Origin of the sequence: Herbaspirillum hiltneri N3, from assembly GCF_001267925.1 — a bacterium.
GTDB classification, from domain to species: domain Bacteria; phylum Pseudomonadota; class Gammaproteobacteria; order Burkholderiales; family Burkholderiaceae_D; genus Herbaspirillum; species Herbaspirillum hiltneri.
Genome location: NZ_CP011409.1, coordinates 1,923,845 through 1,941,118, shown reverse-complemented (window position 1 = coordinate 1,941,118; position 17,274 = coordinate 1,923,845). Strand labels below are relative to the sequence as shown.

At 61.1% G+C, this 17,274-nt stretch carries 17 protein-coding genes; 1 reads left to right on the top strand and 16 read right to left on the bottom strand.

The window, feature by feature from the left end; translation table 11 throughout:
- The 6 genes from F506_RS08720 to F506_RS08695 all read right to left on the bottom strand — a co-directional run bounded on the left by F506_RS08720 (window position 1) and on the right by F506_RS08695 (window position 5,477).
- Window positions 1-660 (bottom strand): site-2 protease family protein, encoded by a 660-nt coding sequence (locus tag F506_RS08720; protein ID WP_053196659.1) that lies wholly within the window; start codon window positions 658-660, stop codon window positions 1-3.
- A gap of 196 nt (window positions 661-856) precedes the next feature.
- A complete protein-coding gene (locus tag F506_RS08715) occupies window positions 857-1,483 on the bottom strand; it encodes an L-threonylcarbamoyladenylate synthase (RefSeq protein WP_053196657.1) in 627 nt (208 codons plus the stop codon).
- Window positions 1,484-1,568: 85 nt separating this feature from the next.
- On the bottom strand, window positions 1,569-2,444 hold the full coding sequence (gene htpX, locus F506_RS08710) for a protease HtpX (RefSeq protein ID WP_053196655.1): 876 nt from the start codon (window positions 2,442-2,444) through the stop codon (window positions 1,569-1,571).
- Window positions 2,445-2,541: 97 nt separating this feature from the next.
- Window positions 2,542-3,378, bottom strand: coding sequence for a 3',5'-nucleoside bisphosphate phosphatase (locus F506_RS08705; protein ID WP_053196653.1), 837 nt, complete (start codon window positions 3,376-3,378; stop codon window positions 2,542-2,544).
- 104 nt (window positions 3,379-3,482) lie between these two features.
- Window positions 3,483-4,361: an alpha/beta fold hydrolase gene (locus F506_RS08700; RefSeq protein WP_053196652.1), complete on the bottom strand. Its 879-nt coding sequence runs from the start codon at window positions 4,359-4,361 to the stop codon at window positions 3,483-3,485.
- 90 nt (window positions 4,362-4,451) lie between these two features.
- Window positions 4,452-5,477 (bottom strand): patatin-like phospholipase family protein, encoded by a 1,026-nt coding sequence (locus F506_RS08695; RefSeq protein ID WP_053196651.1) that lies wholly within the window; start codon window positions 5,475-5,477, stop codon window positions 4,452-4,454.
- A gap of 95 nt (window positions 5,478-5,572) precedes the next feature.
- On the opposite strand from F506_RS08695, the gene F506_RS08690 reads away from it, so the two are divergent.
- A complete protein-coding gene (locus tag F506_RS08690) occupies window positions 5,573-6,169 on the top strand; it encodes an LOG family protein (RefSeq protein WP_053196649.1) in 597 nt (198 codons plus the stop codon).
- Window positions 6,170-6,214: 45 nt separating this feature from the next.
- On the opposite strand, the gene F506_RS08685 is transcribed toward F506_RS08690, so the two are convergent.
- The 10 genes from F506_RS08685 to truA all read right to left on the bottom strand — a co-directional run bounded on the left by F506_RS08685 (window position 6,215) and on the right by truA (window position 17,150).
- Window positions 6,215-7,456, bottom strand: a complete 1,242-nt coding sequence (locus F506_RS08685; protein WP_053196647.1) for a cystathionine gamma-synthase family protein — start codon at window positions 7,454-7,456, stop codon at window positions 6,215-6,217.
- 163 nt (window positions 7,457-7,619) lie between these two features.
- Window positions 7,620-9,140 (bottom strand): amidophosphoribosyltransferase, encoded by a 1,521-nt coding sequence (gene purF, locus F506_RS08680; protein ID WP_053196646.1) that lies wholly within the window; start codon window positions 9,138-9,140, stop codon window positions 7,620-7,622.
- Window positions 9,141-9,189: 49 nt separating this feature from the next.
- Window positions 9,190-9,678, bottom strand: coding sequence for a CvpA family protein (locus F506_RS08675; RefSeq protein WP_053196643.1), 489 nt, complete (start codon window positions 9,676-9,678; stop codon window positions 9,190-9,192).
- Between the two features lie 67 nt (window positions 9,679-9,745).
- Complete coding sequence (locus tag F506_RS08670) at window positions 9,746-10,756, bottom strand: SPOR domain-containing protein (protein ID WP_053196641.1); 1,011 nt, start codon at window positions 10,754-10,756, stop codon at window positions 9,746-9,748.
- 98 nt (window positions 10,757-10,854) lie between these two features.
- Window positions 10,855-12,162 (bottom strand): bifunctional tetrahydrofolate synthase/dihydrofolate synthase, encoded by a 1,308-nt coding sequence (gene folC, locus F506_RS08665; protein WP_053196639.1) that lies wholly within the window; start codon window positions 12,160-12,162, stop codon window positions 10,855-10,857.
- A gap of 135 nt (window positions 12,163-12,297) precedes the next feature.
- Entirely contained in the window at window positions 12,298-13,170 is an 873-nt protein-coding gene (gene accD, locus F506_RS08660; protein ID WP_053196637.1) for an acetyl-CoA carboxylase, carboxyltransferase subunit beta, read from the bottom strand.
- A 137-nt stretch (window positions 13,171-13,307) separates the two neighbouring features.
- The gene (gene trpA, locus F506_RS08655) at window positions 13,308-14,105 is read right to left on the bottom strand and encodes a tryptophan synthase subunit alpha (RefSeq protein WP_053201407.1); all 798 of its coding nucleotides are present in this window, start codon (window positions 14,103-14,105) and stop codon (window positions 13,308-13,310) included.
- 119 nt (window positions 14,106-14,224) lie between these two features.
- Window positions 14,225-15,484, bottom strand: coding sequence for a tryptophan synthase subunit beta (trpB, locus tag F506_RS08650; protein WP_053196635.1), 1,260 nt, complete (start codon window positions 15,482-15,484; stop codon window positions 14,225-14,227).
- 42 nt (window positions 15,485-15,526) lie between these two features.
- Window positions 15,527-16,189, bottom strand: coding sequence for a phosphoribosylanthranilate isomerase (locus F506_RS08645; protein ID WP_144424159.1), 663 nt, complete (start codon window positions 16,187-16,189; stop codon window positions 15,527-15,529).
- An 82-nt stretch (window positions 16,190-16,271) separates the two neighbouring features.
- Window positions 16,272-17,150, bottom strand: coding sequence for a tRNA pseudouridine(38-40) synthase TruA (gene truA, locus F506_RS08640; RefSeq protein WP_235471437.1), 879 nt, complete (start codon window positions 17,148-17,150; stop codon window positions 16,272-16,274).
- Window positions 17,151-17,274: the final 124 nt, after the last annotated feature.

Here is a 17,274-nt window from a genome sequence, read left to right as displayed (position 1 = left end):
TCAGAAAAAGAAGGATAACGGCGATACGATCAGTTGCAGCAGGCTGCCGGCCAGATACATCACCGGCGCCATCCACCAGGTGTAAATCACCTTGAGCAGCACCAGCGCCATCACGATGAAGAAGCCGTAGGGCTCGATCTGTGCAAATTTATACGCATAACGGTTTGGCAGCAAACTGGTCAGGATGCGGCCGCCGTCGAGCGGTGGAATCGGGAACAGGTTGAACGCGAACATGACGAGGTTCGTCAGCACGCCGGCCTTGGCCATGAGCATGAAGAATTCTTCCTGGACCCCGCCGATGGCCAGGGCGTAAATCATCAGCGTCCAGATCAGCGCCATCAGGAAGTTGGCGGCGGGACCGGCCAACGCTACCCACGCCATGTCGCGCTTGGGCTTGCGCAGCTTGCCGAAGTCCAGCGGCACCGGTTTGGCGTAACCGAACAGGAACGCACCGCTGGTGGCGAAATACAGCAGCACCGGGATGACGATGGTGCCGAAGGGATCGATGTGCTTGAGGGGATTGAGGCTCATGCGCCCCATCATGTAGGCGGTGTTGTCGCCGAAGTACTTGGCTGCGAAGGCATGCGCTGCCTCGTGCAGTGTAATCGCGAACAATACCGGGAGCGCATACACTGCGACAGTCTGGATAAGATCATTCATGGGTGCGAATTTTAGCAGAGGTAGCAGAGGGAAAAGGACCGGCCGCGGGAATATCGGCCGTCGCTCGCTTGAAAGCGCGCCGAACGGAAGACAAAATTATCAAAAAGACAATTTTATTGTGCGCAAGACAAGCCATGAAACAAAAACGGACCGCACATGGCGGCCCGCAATCAGGAATTGATTTCCCCAGGGCAACCTACAAACCGAACGGCGCTGCGTCGCCCCGCCCCTGCCTGACCAGCACCGGTTCGTTGTCGTCGGTGAGATCAATAACGGTGGTCGGTTCCAAGCTGCAGGCGCCGCTGTCGATGACCAGTTCTATCTGCTTTTCGAGGCGGTCGCGGATTTCCTCGGCGTCGGTCAGCGCGTCGTCCTGCTCCGGCAGAATCAGCGTGGTGCCGATCAGCGGCTCGCCCAGCTCGGCCAGCAAGGCGTGGGCGATCTGGTTTTCCGGCACACGCAGGCCGATGGTTTTGCGCGACGGATGGCTCAACCGGCGCGGCACTTCCTTGGTCGCTTCCAGGATAAAGGTGTAGGGGCCCGGCGTAGCGGCCTTCAGCAGACGGTACTGGCGATTGTCGACCTTGGCGTATTGCGCGATCTCGCTGAGGTCGCGGCACAGGAGGGTCAGGTGGTGCTTCTCGTCGACGCCGCGGATGCGGCGCAGGCGCTCCACTGCGTCCTTGTTGTCAAGCTGGCAGACCAGCGCGTAACAGGAATCGGTGGGCAAGGCCACGATGCCTCCGCTCTGGACAATTTGCGCGGCCTGCTTGATCAGGCGCAGTTGCGGGTTTTCGGGATGGATCTGGAAAAACTGACTCATGGGTTCTTCGAATTAAATCAAATCAAATGTACTTCAAAAAAGGAAAAACGGCGGTTGTACGCCGCCGTTTTCTGTTCTCACCTGCTTAGCGCTGGCCGCGCAGCGCGGCAATGCGCTGCTCCATCGGTGGATGCGTGGAAAACAATTCCATGAATCCCGGTTTGTCGCTGATACCCATGGCCGCCATCGACTGCGGCAAACCGCTGGAGGAAATGCCGCCCAATCTCGCCAGCGCATTGATCATCGGTTGCGGACCGCCGAGCAACCTGGCGGAACCGGCGTCGGCGCGGAATTCACGATGGCGCGAGAACCAAGCCACGATCATCGAGGCGCCGATGCCGAACACGATCTGGCACACCATGACGGTCACCATGTAACCGATGCCAGGACCGGAATCGTCATTGTTACGGCGCAGCGCCGAGTCGACGAAGTAGCCCACCACCCGCGACAGGAACACCACGAACGTATTCACCACGCCCTGGATCAGCGTCATCGTCACCATGTCGCCGTTGGCGATGTGGGCAACTTCGTGGCCGAGCACGGCTTCGACTTCTTCTTTCGTCATGCCTTGCAGCAAACCCGTCGACACCGCCACCAAGGCGGAATCCCTGAAAGCGCCGGTGGCGAAGGCGTTCGGTTCGCCTTCGTAGACAGCCACTTCTGGCATGCCGATGCCGGCGCGCTGAGCCAGCTTGCTCACGGTATTGACCAGCCAGACCTCCGTCGAATTGACCGGCGTGTCAATCACGCGCGCGCCGGTGCTCCATTTCGCCATGGACTTGCTCATCAGCAGCGAAATGATCGAACCGGTAAAACCGACCACGATCGAGAACACCAGCAGCATCGGCAAGTTCAGGCCTGAACGGGTCAGGAATTTGTCCACGCCGAGCAGAGACAAGATCACGCTCATCACCACCAGCACGGCGATATTGGTCGCGAGGAAGAGGAATATGCGTTTCATCCGGAAAACTCCTATCAGGAAAGTGGTTATTAGATAGGAACAAGTGGGGATAAATCAAGAGACCCGTGCACGACCGGGGTATTGCACGGGCCGGGGCCTACAAGCCCCAGTCGTGCCACACCGGCGTCAACCCGGAAGGCAGCGGCGGCAAGGCGCCCAGATCGACGTGCGACTCTCCCGGACCGTGGAAATCCGAGCCGATGGACGCAAGAAAACCGAAACGCCTGGCCACGCGCGCATATTCCTCGTACTGGTCGGGCGTATGGCTGCCGGTGATGACTTCGATGCCGGTGCCGCCGTATTGCTTGAACTCGTCGAACAAGGCGCCGAATTCGAGCTCGCTGTACGAATAGCGGCCCGGATGCGCAATCACGGCCACGCCGCCGGCGCCGCAGATCCATTCGACCGATTCTCTGAGCGTGGCCCAGCGATGCGGTACGTAGCCAGGCTTGCCTTCGCACAGGTAGTTGCGGAACACTTCCTTGGTGTCGGCGCAGCGGCCGGTTTCGACGATGTAGCGGGCAAAATGCGTACGGGATATCAGGTCGGGGTTGCCGACGTGTTTCAGGGCGCCGTCGAAAGCGTCGGGAATACCGGCGACGGCAAGTTGGGCGGCGATCTCGCGTGCGCGCCGCTCGCGGCCGTTGCGCGTGGCAGCGAGTCCCTGTACCAGCGCAGCATTGGTCTCGTCGATGCGCAGACCGACGATATGCACGGTCTGGCCGGCCCAAGTCACTGAAATCTCGACGCCCGGGATATAGCGCAGGCCCAGGTCTTGTGCCGCCTTGCGGGCGATGGCGATGCCGCCGACTTCGTCGTGGTCGGTCAGCGCCCAGACATCGACGCCGTTGGCCTTGGCGCGCGCAGCCACCTCTTCCGGCGGCAGCAAACCGTCGGAGAAGTTGGAATGGCAGTGCATATCGACGTTGAGCATTGCGCGCAAAACCTTGGAAATGGGGAAAAAGATAACTTCATTGTACGCCGCCTGCGTTGTCTCTGCTGCACGTGCACAACCGGCGGAACGTGGCGCGCCAGGACTTATTCCGCGAGGAAACGCTCGATCGCTGCGGCCAGCAATTCGGGCTGGTCGTGGTGCAGCATATGGCCGGCATCGGGGATGATTTCCGTGCGTACGTCGGGGATGAAAGCGATGCGGCGATCGATCTCGGCGCGCATCAGCGCGTTGTCGCCGAACCAGCGCCAGATATCGGTTTCCGCCGCTTCCACCCACAGCACCGGCGCGCTGATCCGGGCCCAGCAGGCGGTCACTTCGTCGATGCGATACAGCAGCGGGTTGGTGTTCTTGTGCGCCGGATCGCCGAGGATTTCCCAGTTGCCTTCATCGTTCTGTCCGGCCCAATGCGCCGCCAGGAATCCCGCGCGCTCGCGGCTCAGCCGCGGATTGGTTTTTTGCAGGCGGGCGATGACGCCGTCGAGCGAAGGATAGGAGCGCATCTCCGGTTTTTCCAGCAGTTCGTCGAGCCACTTGGCGAAACGTCCGGGCGCGTCCTCAGGCTTGGTGCCGGGCAGGCCGAAGCCTTCCAGGTTGACCAGTTTGGCGATGCGCTGCGGGCGCACGCCGGCATACAGGCCGACGACATTGCCTCCCAGACTGTGGCCGAGCAGGTTGACCGCTTCATCGGGCGAGTAATGCAGCAGCAGCGCGTCGAGGTCGGCGAGGTAGTCGGGGTACCAGTAGGTGTCGGCCTGCGGCCGCTCGGTCAGGCCGAATCCGCGCCAGTCCGGAGCGATCACATGCCATTCCTTTTGCAGGCAATCGACCATGAACTGGAACGACGCTGAAATATCCATCCAGCCGTGCACCATGAACAGCTTGGGCGCGTGCGGGTCGCCCCAGTGGCGCACGTGGTACTGCAGGCCGCGGATGTTGAGGTATTCGGAACGGGATGGCTTCATGGCGTGGAGGGAGAGACGATCGGAAAACCTGACAGTATAAGCTTCTCCGCCCTCTCCTGCCTCACCTGCCTGTTGCGTCCCGCTTGCTGCCTATTGCAGGTAGCGTCCGAGATCGAACGAGGATTTCAGGCCGAGCATGTGGAAATTCTTTTCCAGCCAGCGCTCCGCCGCCTGCCGTCCTTCGTCGTGCAAACCGTGGATGAAGGAGGTCTTGGTGTTGAGCTTGCTCATGACGTCAAGCTGGCTCATGAGGTCGTTGGCCTCCACCAGATGCATGTTGAGTTTCCTGAGCCGGCGCTCCAGCGTACCGAAGGCGAACATGGCGTTTTCGGCCTCGCGCTTGGCCAGCGCCAGGCCGCCGAGCTCGGTGAAGAAAGCCGAACTGAAACTGATTTCGCTGAGCCGCTGGCCGATCTCCTGTGTTGAAGTGGGCGTGCCGGGCCGGCTGCACGGATGCAGCAACACCACCAGCAAGTCCCGCGCCGAACACAGGTGCAGCAAGGGAAAGATCGGGGGATTGGCGGTCAGACCGCCGTCCCAATAGGCTTCGCCGTCGATTTCCACCGGCCGGTGCATCGAGGGCAGACAGGCCGAAGCCAGCAAGCTGTCCACGGTCAGTTCGCGATTACGGAAGATTTTCAGCGTGCCGGTGCTGACGCGGGTGGCCGCGATGAACAGCTTGATGTCGCCGCTGCGGCGCAGGCGTTCGAAATCGATCTGCTCTTCGAGGATGTCGCGCAGCGGATTGATGTCGAGAGGATTGAGCTGAGTCGGTGAAAAGAACCGCGTCATCGCCAGCAGGGCATGCATCGCCGCCGGCGTGCTCTGGTTCAGCAGGCTGGAGCCGCCCGGCAGCATTTCGGGCGGCAGGAAACTGAACGGTTCCTTGACCGCGATACGCCCCCAGAACGCCGCGAGCGCCTCACGCGCGCCTTCGCGTCCGCCGAGATTGTAGCCGTGCGCCAGCACCGTGGCGTTCATGGCGCCGGCGCTGGCGCCGCTGATGCCCTCGAAGTCGATGCGCCGGTCTTCCAGCAAGCGATCCAGCACGCCCCAGGTGAATGCACCGTGCGAACCGCCTCCTTGCAATGCCAGTGTCACAATCTTGTTCTGCATGCTGTTCCTTGATAAACCTTCATGCCGCCTGTCACGATCAGGTCTTGTCCTCATGTTATAACATGGCGGTGTTGATTACTCCGAGCGAAAGAAAAATGAAATCCATCTGTGTATATTGCGGTTCCTCCGTGGGCGCTTCCGAAGTCTACGCACAAGGCGCGCGCGCCCTGGCGCAGCAAATGGTCAAGGACAATATCGCCCTGGTGTATGGCGGCGGCAACGTCGGCCTGATGGGCGTGATCGCCACGGAAGTGATGCGGCTCGGCGGCGAAGCCACCGGCGTCATTCCCAAGGCGCTGCTGGACAAGGAACTGGGCCACAACGGCCTGACCCGCCTGCACATCGTCAAGGACATGCACGAACGCAAGGCCATGATGGCGGAATTGTCGGATGGTTTCGTCGCCATGCCGGGCGGCATGGGAACCTTGGAAGAATTGTTCGAAGTGCTGACCTGGGCGCAGCTCGGTTTCCACTACAAGCCGATCGGCCTGCTCAATGTCGACGGATTTTACGACAACCTGATCGCCTTCATCGAGCATCTGGTGTCGCAGCGTTTCCTGACAGCCGAGCAGTCTTTGCTGATGATGCATGACGCCGACCCGGCCAGCCTGGTCCAGCGCTTCAAGACCTACAAACCCAGCTACACCAACAAGTGGGCCGATCACAAGGCTGCAGACAAGCTGCTTCCTTGAGGAGCATCACGCCATGCCGGCCATAACCGGCATGGCTTCCTCATACTACGAATCCAGCGCCTGCCTGAAATCCTCGACCAGATCGTCCGTGTCCTCCAGACCGATGGAAACCCGGATCAGCGATTCGGCGATGCCCATCGCTGCGCGGCGCTCCTGCCCCATTTCAAAGAAGATCGTGTGCGCCACCGGAATCACCAGCGTGCGCGTGTCTCCCAGGTTGCTCGACGCCACCGCCAATTGCAGGCGGTTCAGGTAGTCGAAGCAGTCGATGCCGTCTTTCAGCTCGAAACTCAGCAAGCTGCCGTAAGAACGGAACAGCTCCGTCGCCAGTGCGTGTTGCGGATGCGACGGCAGGCCCGGGTAGTACACCGCCGCCACGCGTGGATCGGCGTCGAGCATCTGCGCCACGGCGAGCGCATTGGCGCATTCGCGGTCCTGGCGCAGTGCGATGGTTTCGGCGCCGACGGCGATGTGATGCGCGGCTTCCGGTCCCAGCGAAGCGCCGAAATCGCGCAAGGCCTTGGCGCGGATTTGCGCCATGCCCCACTGCGCTTGCGGATTCTTTTTGTAGTTGTCGGCGATGTGCGGATAACGCGACCAATCGTACAAACCCGTGTCGGTCAGCGCGCCGCCCAGCGCATTGCCGTGGCCGCCGATCGACTTGGTCAGTGAATTGACCACCAGCCCGGCGTGGACCGCCTTGGGTTGGAACAGGTAGGGAGACGTCATCGTGTTGTCGACGATATACAGAATCCCGCGCTCGCGGCACAACTCGCCGATGCGTTTCAGGTCAGCGATCTGGGTGCGCGGATTGGCGATGGTTTCGACGAAGACGATGCGCGTCTGCGGCGTCAGCGCCTCCTCGACCAGTTTGACGTCGGTGGCGTCCACCATCGACACGCGCGCGCCTTGCGCATGGACCGTCATCCACATGCTGTTGGTATTGCCGAACAGGAAAGCCGACGACACCACGTGGTCGCCTTCGCGCAGCAGCCCCTGGATCACGGCGCCGATGGCGGCCATGCCGGTGGCGAAGCAGATCGTCGACAGGCCGCCTTCCATCCCGGTGACCTTGTCTTCCAGCGCCGACACGGTCGGATTGCCCTGGCGGCCGTAGCGGTAGCCCGATTGCTTGCCCTGGAATACTTCGGCCAGTTGGCGCGCGTCCTTGTAGCCGAAGGCGACGGATGTGTGGATCGGCTTGTGCAGGGAGCCGTGTTCAATCGTCTTCTGGCGATCGCTGTGCAGGATGGTGGTGGTGAAGCCGTAGTTCTTCTTTTCGTTCATGGTAAGAATCAGGTCCGTGACAAGGAATAGTGGGACGGTGGGACGGGAGAACAGTGATGATAAGCCAGTTCCGCGACGGCCGCAGCATTCCGGTCGCGCCAATGAAAAACGCCGGACACCATTGCGGCGTTCCGGCGTTCATCTTGTCCTGCTACCGTGAAAATCAGTCCACGCGCGCCAGGTTCAGGTTGAGTTGCGAACGGACGGCGTCTTCCAAAGCCGGCTTCGGATTCTTGCGGGCGAACTCGATACGATCGAGGTAGTCACGCGAGATGTCGCCGGTGATGTAGTTGCCGTCGAAGCACGATGCTTCGAAATTGCGCAGCGCCGGATTGATGTCGGAGATCGAACGCTTCAGGTCTTCCACGTCCTGGTACACCAGCGCATCGGCCGTGATTTCGCGGCAGACTTCTTCATCGGTGCGGCCGTAGGCGATCAGTTCGTCGCGCGTCGGCATGTCGATGCCGTAGACGTTCGGGAACTTCACCGGCGGCGCAGCCGAAGCGAAGATCACGCGCTTGGCGCCGGCTTCACGCGCCATCTGCACGATCTCGCGGCTGGTGGTGCCGCGCACGATCGAATCGTCGACCAGCAGCACGCTCTTGCCCTTGAATTCGGAACCGATGGCGTTGAGCTTCTGGCGCACGGACTTCTTGCGCAGGCCCTGGCCCGGCATGATGAAGGTGCGGCCGATGTAGCGGTTCTTGATGAAGCCTTCGCGATAGTCCAGGTTCAGCTTGAGCGCCAATTCCATCGCTGCAGGACGCGACGAGTCGGGAATCGGCATGACCACGTCGATTTCACCGCTGGCGATTTCACGACGGACCTTCTCGGCCAGGTATTCACCCATCTTCAGGCGGCTGGCGTACACCGACGCGCCGTCGATGACCGAGTCGGGACGGGCCAGGTAGACGAATTCAAATGCGCAAGGGTTCAGCGTCGGATTGTCGGCGCATTGCTGGTTGTACAGCTTGCCGTCGTTGTCGATGAAGATGGCTTCGCCCGGCATTACATCGCGCAGGAAGCGGAAACCGAGGCCTTCCAGCGCCACGGATTCGCTCGCCAGCATGTATTCGGAACCCTTGTCGGTTTCATTGAAACCCAGGCACATCGGACGGATGCCGTACGGATCGCGGAAGCCCAGCAGGCCGTACCCGGCGATCTGCGCCACCACGGCGTAGGAACCGCGCACGCGCTTGTGAACCATCGCAACGGCCTTGAACACGGCAGCCGGATCGAGCGAATAACCGGTCGTGGCTTGTTGCAATTCATGCGCAAACACGTTGACCAGCACTTCGGTGTCGGAATCGGTATTGAGGTGGCGGCGGTCGTTCTTGAACATCTCGACCTTGAGCTGCTCCGCATTGGTGAGGTTGCCGTTGTGCGCCAGGATGATGCCGAACGGGGCGTTGACATAGAACGGTTGCGCTTCCTCTTCGCTGGACGAGCTGCCTGCGGTCGGATAACGCACCTGGCCGAGGCCGGTGTTGCCCGGCAGCGAACGCATATTGCGCGTACGGAAGACGTCGCGCACGAGACCGTTGGCCTTGTGCATCGAGAAACCGTTTGCGTGGTTGGTTGCGATACCGGCTGCATCCTGGCCGCGGTGCTGCAGCAGCAGCAAGGCATCGTAGAGCAACTGGTTGACTGGACTATGGGAAACGACGCCGACAATGCCACACATGGTGGACTCCTAAGCAAAAACAACGAAGAAACAAAACCAAGAAACAAAATCAAAAATGGACGTGCTGAGCGAACTGCCCCGGCAAATAGGGTTTGGCGGTCTCCGCAGCGGCTTCCGCCAGCGCACTGAAACGCGCCTCTTTCCAGAACGGCTGCTGCGGAATCGAGGTCGTACCGCATAACAACACCACCGCCAGCACGATCACCGCGCCGCGCGCCATGCCGAATACCGCGCCCAGACTGCGATCGATCAGCGACAGGCCGCTCGCCTTGACCACTTCCGCCATCGCCCTGGTCACCAGCCCCATCAACAGGCGTGTACCGATGAACAAGACGATGAATCCCACGATCAGTCGCGTCGACTCGCCGGGAATCACGTCGGGCAGCATCTGCGCCAATGCTTCACCATAGGCGTTGGCGACGACTAATGCAATTATCCAGCTGGCCAGCGACAACACTTCGCGCACCAGTCCGCGCAACATGCTGATAACGACCGAACAGGCCAGCACCAGCAAGACCAGGTAATCGAAGATCGTCACGACGGCAACACGGGCACGGGCACAGGCACAGGCAACATCAGCAATATGCGACCGGGTACCATCAAATTCAAGCCGGCACGACCGTCGCGTTCAGGCCAAGCTTGTTGATCTTGGCGCGCATCTTGTCGGCTTCGTCGCGGCTGGCGAACGGGCCGACGCGAATGCGCGTGCGGTCGCCCGATTGCGTCGCCACTTTTTGCGTGTACGACTTGATGCCTGCGCCGTTGAGCTTGCCGCGCAATTCATCGATTTTTTCCTGCGTCGCCAACGCCGCCACCTGGATCACGAACTTGCCGCCTGCAGCCGGCGCCGGTTTCTTGTCGGCCGCGGCGGGCTTGCCTTCCAGGATCGCCAGCGCGCGCGCCGCGTCGTCGGGCTTGTCCGCAGCCTTTGGCTTGGCGGCTTCCTTCACGTCCTTCTTGTGATCGTCTTTGTGTTCGGCCGGTTTGTCGGCGGTCTTGCTGTCTTTAACGTCGGCTTTAGACTCAGCTTTAGACTCAGCCTTAACTTCGGGCTTGGCAACCGGCTTTTCGGCAGGTTTCTCCGCCACGGCCGGGGTCGCCGGCGCCGGTTTGGCCGCTTGCGCCAGCGGGGCGTTGGCCGGACCGGACGGCATCGCCGGCGCGCCAGGCGCAATGGCGGGTTTTTCGACGCCGGCGTTCATGGTGGCCGGATCGACGAATTCTTCCTTGGGCTCGGCGGCGGCCTTGGGCTTGTCGACAGCCGGCGCCGCATCCTTATCCTTGGCGGCGTCCTTGCCGTCTTTGGAAGGTATCTGGATGGCAATATCGTCGGCCAGCGGACGCGGCTCCGAATCGAGGATCATCGGCAACACGATCACTACCGCCAACACCAATGCCACGGCGCCGATCAGGCGGCGGCGTGCGCGTTTTTTCTCGGGCAGGACCGGATCGACGGATTCATCCTTGCCGGCCTTGCTGGACTTGCGTGCGTTCCCGGCGCTGCGACCGCCGCGGCTGTTTTGCGCCGCCGGATCACCTGCCGAACGGGAGAGGAATTCGCCCTGGCCGGAAGCAGATTCCTGCTTGTTTTTACGAAAAAACGAGAACAAGCCCATGCTGATCTAAGTTAGGTAGTCTGAAAAATACGTGTGTGCAACAAATGCCGCAGATCGCTGCAAATGCAGCGTAAACGGTGCGAACCCGGTGCGATAGTTCAATGCAATTCCGGCTTGCGCGCTTCCATGACGCCGCCTACGGTCAGGAAGGATCCGAAAACCACAATTCTATCATTCTCGGTAGCCCGGCTTTGCGCATTTGCGAATGCAGCGGCCGGCGTATCGAAGGTTTCTATGGTGCAGGCCGCGTCCGGCTTGAATTCCGGCTCGACGCCCGCTTCCAGCAATTTGTCCTTCAATTGCTGCGCCGTCGCAGCGCGCGGCAGCGGCAGGCCGGTGACGCACCAATGGTCGATCTTGCCCTTGAGGTGATTGATCACGCCTTCGATGTCCTTGTCGAGCATCGAACCGAACACCGCATAGGTGTAGGGATGGAAGCCCATGTTGTCGAGGTTTTGCGCCAGCGTGGCGGCGGCGTGCGGATTGTGGGCGACGTCGAGGATCACCAGCGGTTGTCCCGGCAAGACCTGGAAACGGCCCGGCAGCTCGACCGTGGCCAGCCCGGTGCGCACTTCCTGGGCGCCGATGGGGAGGCGATCGCGCAAGGCTTCCAGCGCTGCCAGCGCGGCGGAAGCATTCAACAGCTGGTTGGCGCCGCGCAGGCTCGGATAAGCCAGCGAATTGCGGCGTTGCGCACGGCCGCCGTAGGCCCATTGCTGCTTGTCGCCCTGGTAATTGAAATCGCGCCCCATCAGCCACAAATCGGCGCCGATTGATTCGGCATGCCTGATCAGCGACTTCGGCGGCATCGGATCGCCGCAGATGGCGGTCTTCCCGGCGCGGTAAATGCCGGCCTTTTCGAAGCCGATTTCTTCGCGCGTGGTGCCGAGATATTCCGTGTGATCGATGTCGATGCTGGTGACGATGCCGACATCGGAATCGATCACATTGACCGCATCCAGACGTCCGCCCAGGCCCACTTCAAGAATAACGACGTCCATCTTTGCATCGGCCAGCAGCTTCATGATTGCCAGCGTGGTGAATTCGAAATAGGTCAGCGAAATGTCGCCGCGCTTTTCCTCGACCGCCTCGAAAGCCGCGATCAGCGCCGCATCGGACGCCGGTATGCCTTCGACGCGGGCGCGCTCGTTGAAATGCAGGAAATGCGGCTTGATGTACAAGCCCACGCGATAACCGGCGCGTATCAGAATCGATTCCAGCATGGCGCAGGTGGATCCCTTGCCGTTGGTCCCGGCCACGGTGATGACGGGACAATCGAAACGGATGTCGAGCTGTTCCCTGACCTTGCCGACGCGCTCGAGGCCCATGTCGATGGACTTGGAGTGACGGGTTTCCAGGAGGGTCAGCCATTCGGCCAGGGTGGAAGGTTTTGCTTGCGCTTGCATGAATGAGCCTGCGGTATATCTGAGATGAACCTGAACTGAATCTGCGTCGCCGACGGGCGCGATGATCGACTTAAAAGCAAAAACCCGAACTTGCGCTGGATGACGGCAAGTTCGGGTCTGTCCGCAGCATCGCGATCAGGAAACGGTTTCGGCCGCCTGATTTTGCAGCAATGCCAGCAGGCGGGCGATTTCTTCGCGCATCTTGCGGCGATCGACGATCATGTCGATGGCGCCCTTGGTCACGAGGAACTCGGAACGCTGGAAGCCTTCAGGCAATTTTTCGCGCACGGTGTTCTCGATCACGCGCGGACCGGCAAAGCCGATCAGGGCTTTCGGTTCAGCCATCACGACGTCGCCCATGAAGGCGAACGACGCCGACACGCCGCCCATGGTCGGATCGGTGAGCACGCTGATGAACGGCAGCTTCTTTTCCGACAACTTGGTCAGCATGGAAGTGGTCTTGGCCATTTGCATCAATGACAGCAGGCCTTCCTGCATGCGTGCGCCGCCGGTGGCGGTAATGCAGATGAACGGCACTTTTTGCTCCAGCGCCATTTGCGCGCCGCGGGTGAAACGTTCACCGACCACGGAGCCCATGGAACCGCCCATGAATTCGAATTCAAAGCAGGCAACCACGACCGGCAAGGTCATGATGGCGCCGCCCATGACGATCATGGCATCGGTTTCGCCGGTGGATTCCAGCGCGTCTTTCAGACGGTCTGGGTATTTCTTACTATCTTTGAATTTCAGCGTGTCGACCGGCAAGGTTTCCTGGCCGATTTCATAACGGCCGCCTTCGTCGAGCAAGGAATCCAGGCGCGCACGGGCGCGGATGCGCATGTGATGGCTGCACTTGGGGCAAACGTGGAGATTGGATTCCAGATCGGTACGATAGAGTACCGCTTCGCAGGAGGGGCACTTGACCCATAAACCTTCGGGTATCGACTTCCGGCTTGCGGAATCGCTACGTTGAATTTGAGGCGGGAGTAATTTCTCTAGCCAGCTCATAGAAACCTCATTTAATTTCCGGTGGCGCATTGTACCAGAGGCCAACGCGCACAGCCGTGGATCGTGTTTTGTTTGCTTTTTTACAAGTTTTTCAATCGCGGCAAAGCACGGCAACCTGCCCTGCCGGCCGCGCCGGATCAGGCGTCCAGCGCTTTGCGGATGTCCGCCACGAAGGCTTGCACCGCTTCGACTGCGCGCTCGCGCGGCGTGTTTTCCAGTTCCTGGATGATGCGGCTGCCGATGACGACCGCATCCGCCACTTCGCTCACCGCCTTGGCCGTGGCGCCGTCGCGAATGCCGAAGCCGACGCCGATCGGCAGTTTGACGTGCTTGCGGATGGCCGCAATACGCGCCGCCACTTCGACGATGTCGATGTTGGCAGCGCCTGTCACGCCCTTGAGCGAGACGTAGTAGCAGAAACCGCTGCTGACCTTGGCCACCTGCATGATGCGCTCCTCCGTCGAAGTCGGCGCCAGCAGGAAGATGGGATCGAGGCCCTGTGCCTGCATCTTTTGCGAAAATTCTTCGCACTCTTCGGGCGGATAGTCCACCACGATGGTGCCGTCCACGCCCGCTTCTTTCGCGGCGGCAATGAAGGCATCCACCCCGAAGCGCTCGATCGGATTGGCGTAACCCATCAGCACCACCGGCGTGGTGGTGTTGGTCTGGCGAAACTCGCGAACATAACCCAGCACGTCGCGCGTGCTGACGTTGAATTTCAGGGCGCGCTCACAGGCGCGCTGAATGACCGGCCCCTCCGCCATAGGATCGGAAAACGGCACCCCGAGTTCAAGAATGTCGACGCCGCCGGCGACCAGCGCGTGCAACAGCGGCACGGTTAGATCCGGCGCCGGATCGCCGGCGGTGATAAAGGTGACCAGCGCCTTCTTGTTGGCGGCCGCCAGCGCGGAGAAAGTGGATTGGATACGGGACATGGTATTGGAATATGTTGTTCGTCGATCGGCCAGCGCGGTTTTGTTTTCGTTGCCGCGAGCGGCGGATTTCAAGTCCGCCGCTCGCATGCCGGCTGGCGCCGTTTGCTTGCTAAGCCTGCTTACCCTTGCCGCTGCTGGACCGTATGCATGTCCTTGTCGCCGCGGCCGGACAGATTCACCAGCACGATCTTGTCTTTCGGCAAGGTCGCGGCCAGCTTGGCTGCGTAGGCCAGCGCATGGCTCGATTCCAGCGCCGGAATGATGCCCTCGATACGGCAGCAGGTATTGAATGCCGCCAATGCTTCTTCGTCGGTAATGCATTCGTAGCTGGCGCGGCCGCTATCCTTCAACCACGCGTGTTCCGGGCCGACGCCAGGGTAATCGAGACCGGCGGAGACCGAATGGGTCTCCATGATCTGGCCGTTTTCATCCTGCAGCAGGTAAGTGCGGTTGCCATGCAGCACGCCGGGCGAACCCAGCGTCAGCGAAGCCGAATGGCGGCCGCTGTCGAGACCGTCGCCGGCGGCTTCGACGCCGACCAGTTTCACGTCCGGGTAATCGATGTAGGGATAGAAAATCCCCATGGCGTTGGAGCCGCCGCCCACTGCCGCGACGACATAGTCCGGCTGGCGGCTGGCGATCTCGGGCATCTGCACGATGCATTCGTTGCCGATCACCGACTGGAAGTCGCGCACCATCATCGGATACGGATGCGGGCCGGCCACGGTGCCGATGATGTAGAACGTGCTTTCGACGTTGGTGACCCAGTCGCGCATGGCTTCGTTAAGTGCGTCCTTGAGCGTCTTGGAACCGGATTCGACCGGCACCACTGTCGCGCCCAGCAGGTTCATGCGGTAGACGTTCTGCAACTGGCGCTTGACGTCTTCGCTGCCCATGTAGACGATGCATTCCATGCCGAAGCGTGCGCAGATGGTCGCGGTCGCCACGCCGTGCTGGCCGGCGCCGGTTTCGGCGATGATGCGCTTCTTGCCCATGCGTTTGGCCAGCAAAGCCTGGCCGATGACGTTGTTGATCTTGTGCGCACCGGTGTGGTTGAGGTCTTCGCGCTTGAAGTAGATCTGCGCGCCGCCGGCCAGTTCGGACCAGCGCCGGGCGTGGTAGACCGGGCTTGGGCGACCGACGAAATGTTTCAGTTCGGAGTGGAATTCGGCCAGGAACTGTTCGTCGTGCTGGTAGTGCGCATAGGCATCGCGCAATTCGTTCAGCGCGTGCGTCAGGGTTTCCGACACGAAGCTGCCGCCGTACTGGCCGAAATGGCCGCGCGCGTCAGGCAGGTTGTAGGGCGCAGTCTGGTGCAAGGCTGCGGCGGCGATGGGCTGGCGCTCGGAAAAACTCCCGAGCGGATTCAATTCTTTCATTGCAATTCCTCTGCTGTTCGGTCCAGGTAAGACGGCACTCGCTCAGATGTTGTCCGCCTGGCGTACCGCGCTGATGAAGGCGGCGATCTTGGCGGCATCCTTGATGCCTTTGGCTTGTTCGACACCGCTGCTGATGTCGACGGCGTGCGGGCGCACGCGCTGCACCGCGTCAGTCGCGTTTTGTACGCTCAAGCCACCACTTAAAACGACCCGAGGCGCGAGTTCTTCTGGAATGAGAGACCAATCGAAAACCTTTCCGCTGCCGCCGTATTGCTCGACCAGGGTGTCGAGCAAGAGTCCCGTGAAATAGGGACTGGCGGAACGATAATCCTGCTCGTATTTTATCAAATCCGCAGGCGTGGTCGAGCTTCCGATGCGCGCGGCGCGAATGAAAGGCCGTTTTACCGCGGCGGCAATGGCGGCGCACTGTTCCGGCGTTTCGTCGCCATGGAATTGCAACAGCGACAACGGCGCCTGCTGCAGGACGGCCGCGACCTCCTCCACGCCGGCGTTGACGAACAGGCCCACGGTCGAGACGAACGGCGGCGCCGCCAGGATCAGTTGCGCAGCGGCATCGGCCGTGACGTAGCGCGGGCTCTTGGCGTAAAACACGAAGCCGATCGCATCGGCGCCGGCCGCAACGGCGGCAGCAACGTCTTCAGCGCGGGTCAAACCGCAAATCTTGATTCTGGTCCTGGACATGATGGATATATGGGGCGGGAGATAAAAGCGGCAAGACGCCAGTCTAACCGATTGGACCACGCTGGCTACAATTGGACCGCCCTGGCTACAGCCAGGGCCAGGCGCGGGCTTCCTGCGGAAGCTGCCAGCGCGAAGGATAGTCCACTTTGGCCAGATACAGGCCGTCCGGCATGAAAGTAGGCGCGGCGCAGCCGCGGTCCTTTTGCGCCAGCACCTCGGCGATCCACTGCGGTTGCTGCCTGCCGTTGCCGACATAAATCAGCGAACCGACGATATTGCGCACCATGTGATGCAGGAAGGCATTGGCCTTGAGCGTGAAGACGATCATGTCGCCGTGGCGGCGCACCTGCAGCGACTCCATCGTGCGCACCGGCGACTTGGCCTGGCATTCAACCGCGCGAAAACTCGAAAAATCATGCATGCCGATCAGGTAATCCGCGCCTTGCTGCATGAGGCCGGCGTCGAGCGGGCGGAACGTCCATCCGGCCTTGCCCGCCAGCAGCGGGGAGCGCACCGGGTGGTTGTACAAGACATAGTGATAGGTGCGCGCTGTGGCGCTGAAACGAGCGTGGAAACCGTCTTCGCGCTCCCCCGCATTGATGCCGACGCCCTCTTCCAGCGGCACTTCGCAGGCCCAGCGCACGGCGATCGATGGCGGCAGGAAGGCGTTCACGCCGCGCACCCATGAGGCTGTTTCGCGCGCAATGACAGTGTCGAAATGCACCACCTGTTCCAGCGCATGCACGCCGGAATCGGTGCGACCCGCGCAGGTGGTGCCGATGTCGGCCAGCGTGAATTTCCTGAGTGCGGCTTCCAGCTTGTCCTGCACGGTCAGCCCGTGGGGCTGGGTCTGCCAACCCTGCCAGGAGTTGCCGTCGTACTGGATGCCGAGCACGATGCGATGCAAGGTACGTGACTGCACTGCAGCGGGAGTTTCGTCGGCGGGAAGGAATGGTTCGATCACGGCAGTCAACAAGTTGAAGCAGTCGCCTTGCGGCGTACTGCCCGGTCCAATCAATTTAAAAACAAGTTCAACAACCTGGAACTCATTTCAACAACAGGCATGAGTACAAACTTGCCTGGATGGG

Excerpts from the sequence above, each read along its gene's own strand:
- F506_RS08720 (WP_053196659.1), bottom strand. The coding sequence starts at position 660 with ATGAATGATCTTATCCAGACTGTCGCAGTGTATGCGCTCCCGGTATTG.
- F506_RS08715 (WP_053196657.1), bottom strand. The coding sequence starts at position 1,483 with ATGAGTCAGTTTTTCCAGATCCATCCCGAAAACCCGCAACTGCGCCTG.
- htpX (WP_053196655.1), bottom strand. The coding sequence starts at position 2,444 with ATGAAACGCATATTCCTCTTCCTCGCGACCAATATCGCCGTGCTGGTG.
- F506_RS08705 (WP_053196653.1), bottom strand. The coding sequence starts at position 3,378 with ATGCTCAACGTCGATATGCACTGCCATTCCAACTTCTCCGACGGTTTG.
- F506_RS08700 (WP_053196652.1), bottom strand. The coding sequence starts at position 4,361 with ATGAAGCCATCCCGTTCCGAATACCTCAACATCCGCGGCCTGCAGTAC.
- F506_RS08695 (WP_053196651.1), bottom strand. The coding sequence starts at position 5,477 with ATGCAGAACAAGATTGTGACACTGGCATTGCAAGGAGGCGGTTCGCAC.
- F506_RS08690 (WP_053196649.1), top strand. The coding sequence starts at position 5,573 with ATGAAATCCATCTGTGTATATTGCGGTTCCTCCGTGGGCGCTTCCGAA.
- F506_RS08685 (WP_053196647.1), bottom strand. The coding sequence starts at position 7,456 with ATGAACGAAAAGAAGAACTACGGCTTCACCACCACCATCCTGCACAGC.
- purF (WP_053196646.1), bottom strand. The coding sequence starts at position 9,140 with ATGTGTGGCATTGTCGGCGTCGTTTCCCATAGTCCAGTCAACCAGTTG.
- F506_RS08670 (WP_053196641.1), bottom strand. The coding sequence starts at position 10,756 with ATGGGCTTGTTCTCGTTTTTTCGTAAAAACAAGCAGGAATCTGCTTCC.
- folC (WP_053196639.1), bottom strand. The coding sequence starts at position 12,162 with ATGCAAGCGCAAGCAAAACCTTCCACCCTGGCCGAATGGCTGACCCTC.
- accD (WP_053196637.1), bottom strand. The coding sequence starts at position 13,170 with ATGAGCTGGCTAGAGAAATTACTCCCGCCTCAAATTCAACGTAGCGAT.
- trpA (WP_053201407.1), bottom strand. The coding sequence starts at position 14,105 with ATGTCCCGTATCCAATCCACTTTCTCCGCGCTGGCGGCCGCCAACAAG.
- trpB (WP_053196635.1), bottom strand. The coding sequence starts at position 15,484 with ATGAAAGAATTGAATCCGCTCGGGAGTTTTTCCGAGCGCCAGCCCATC.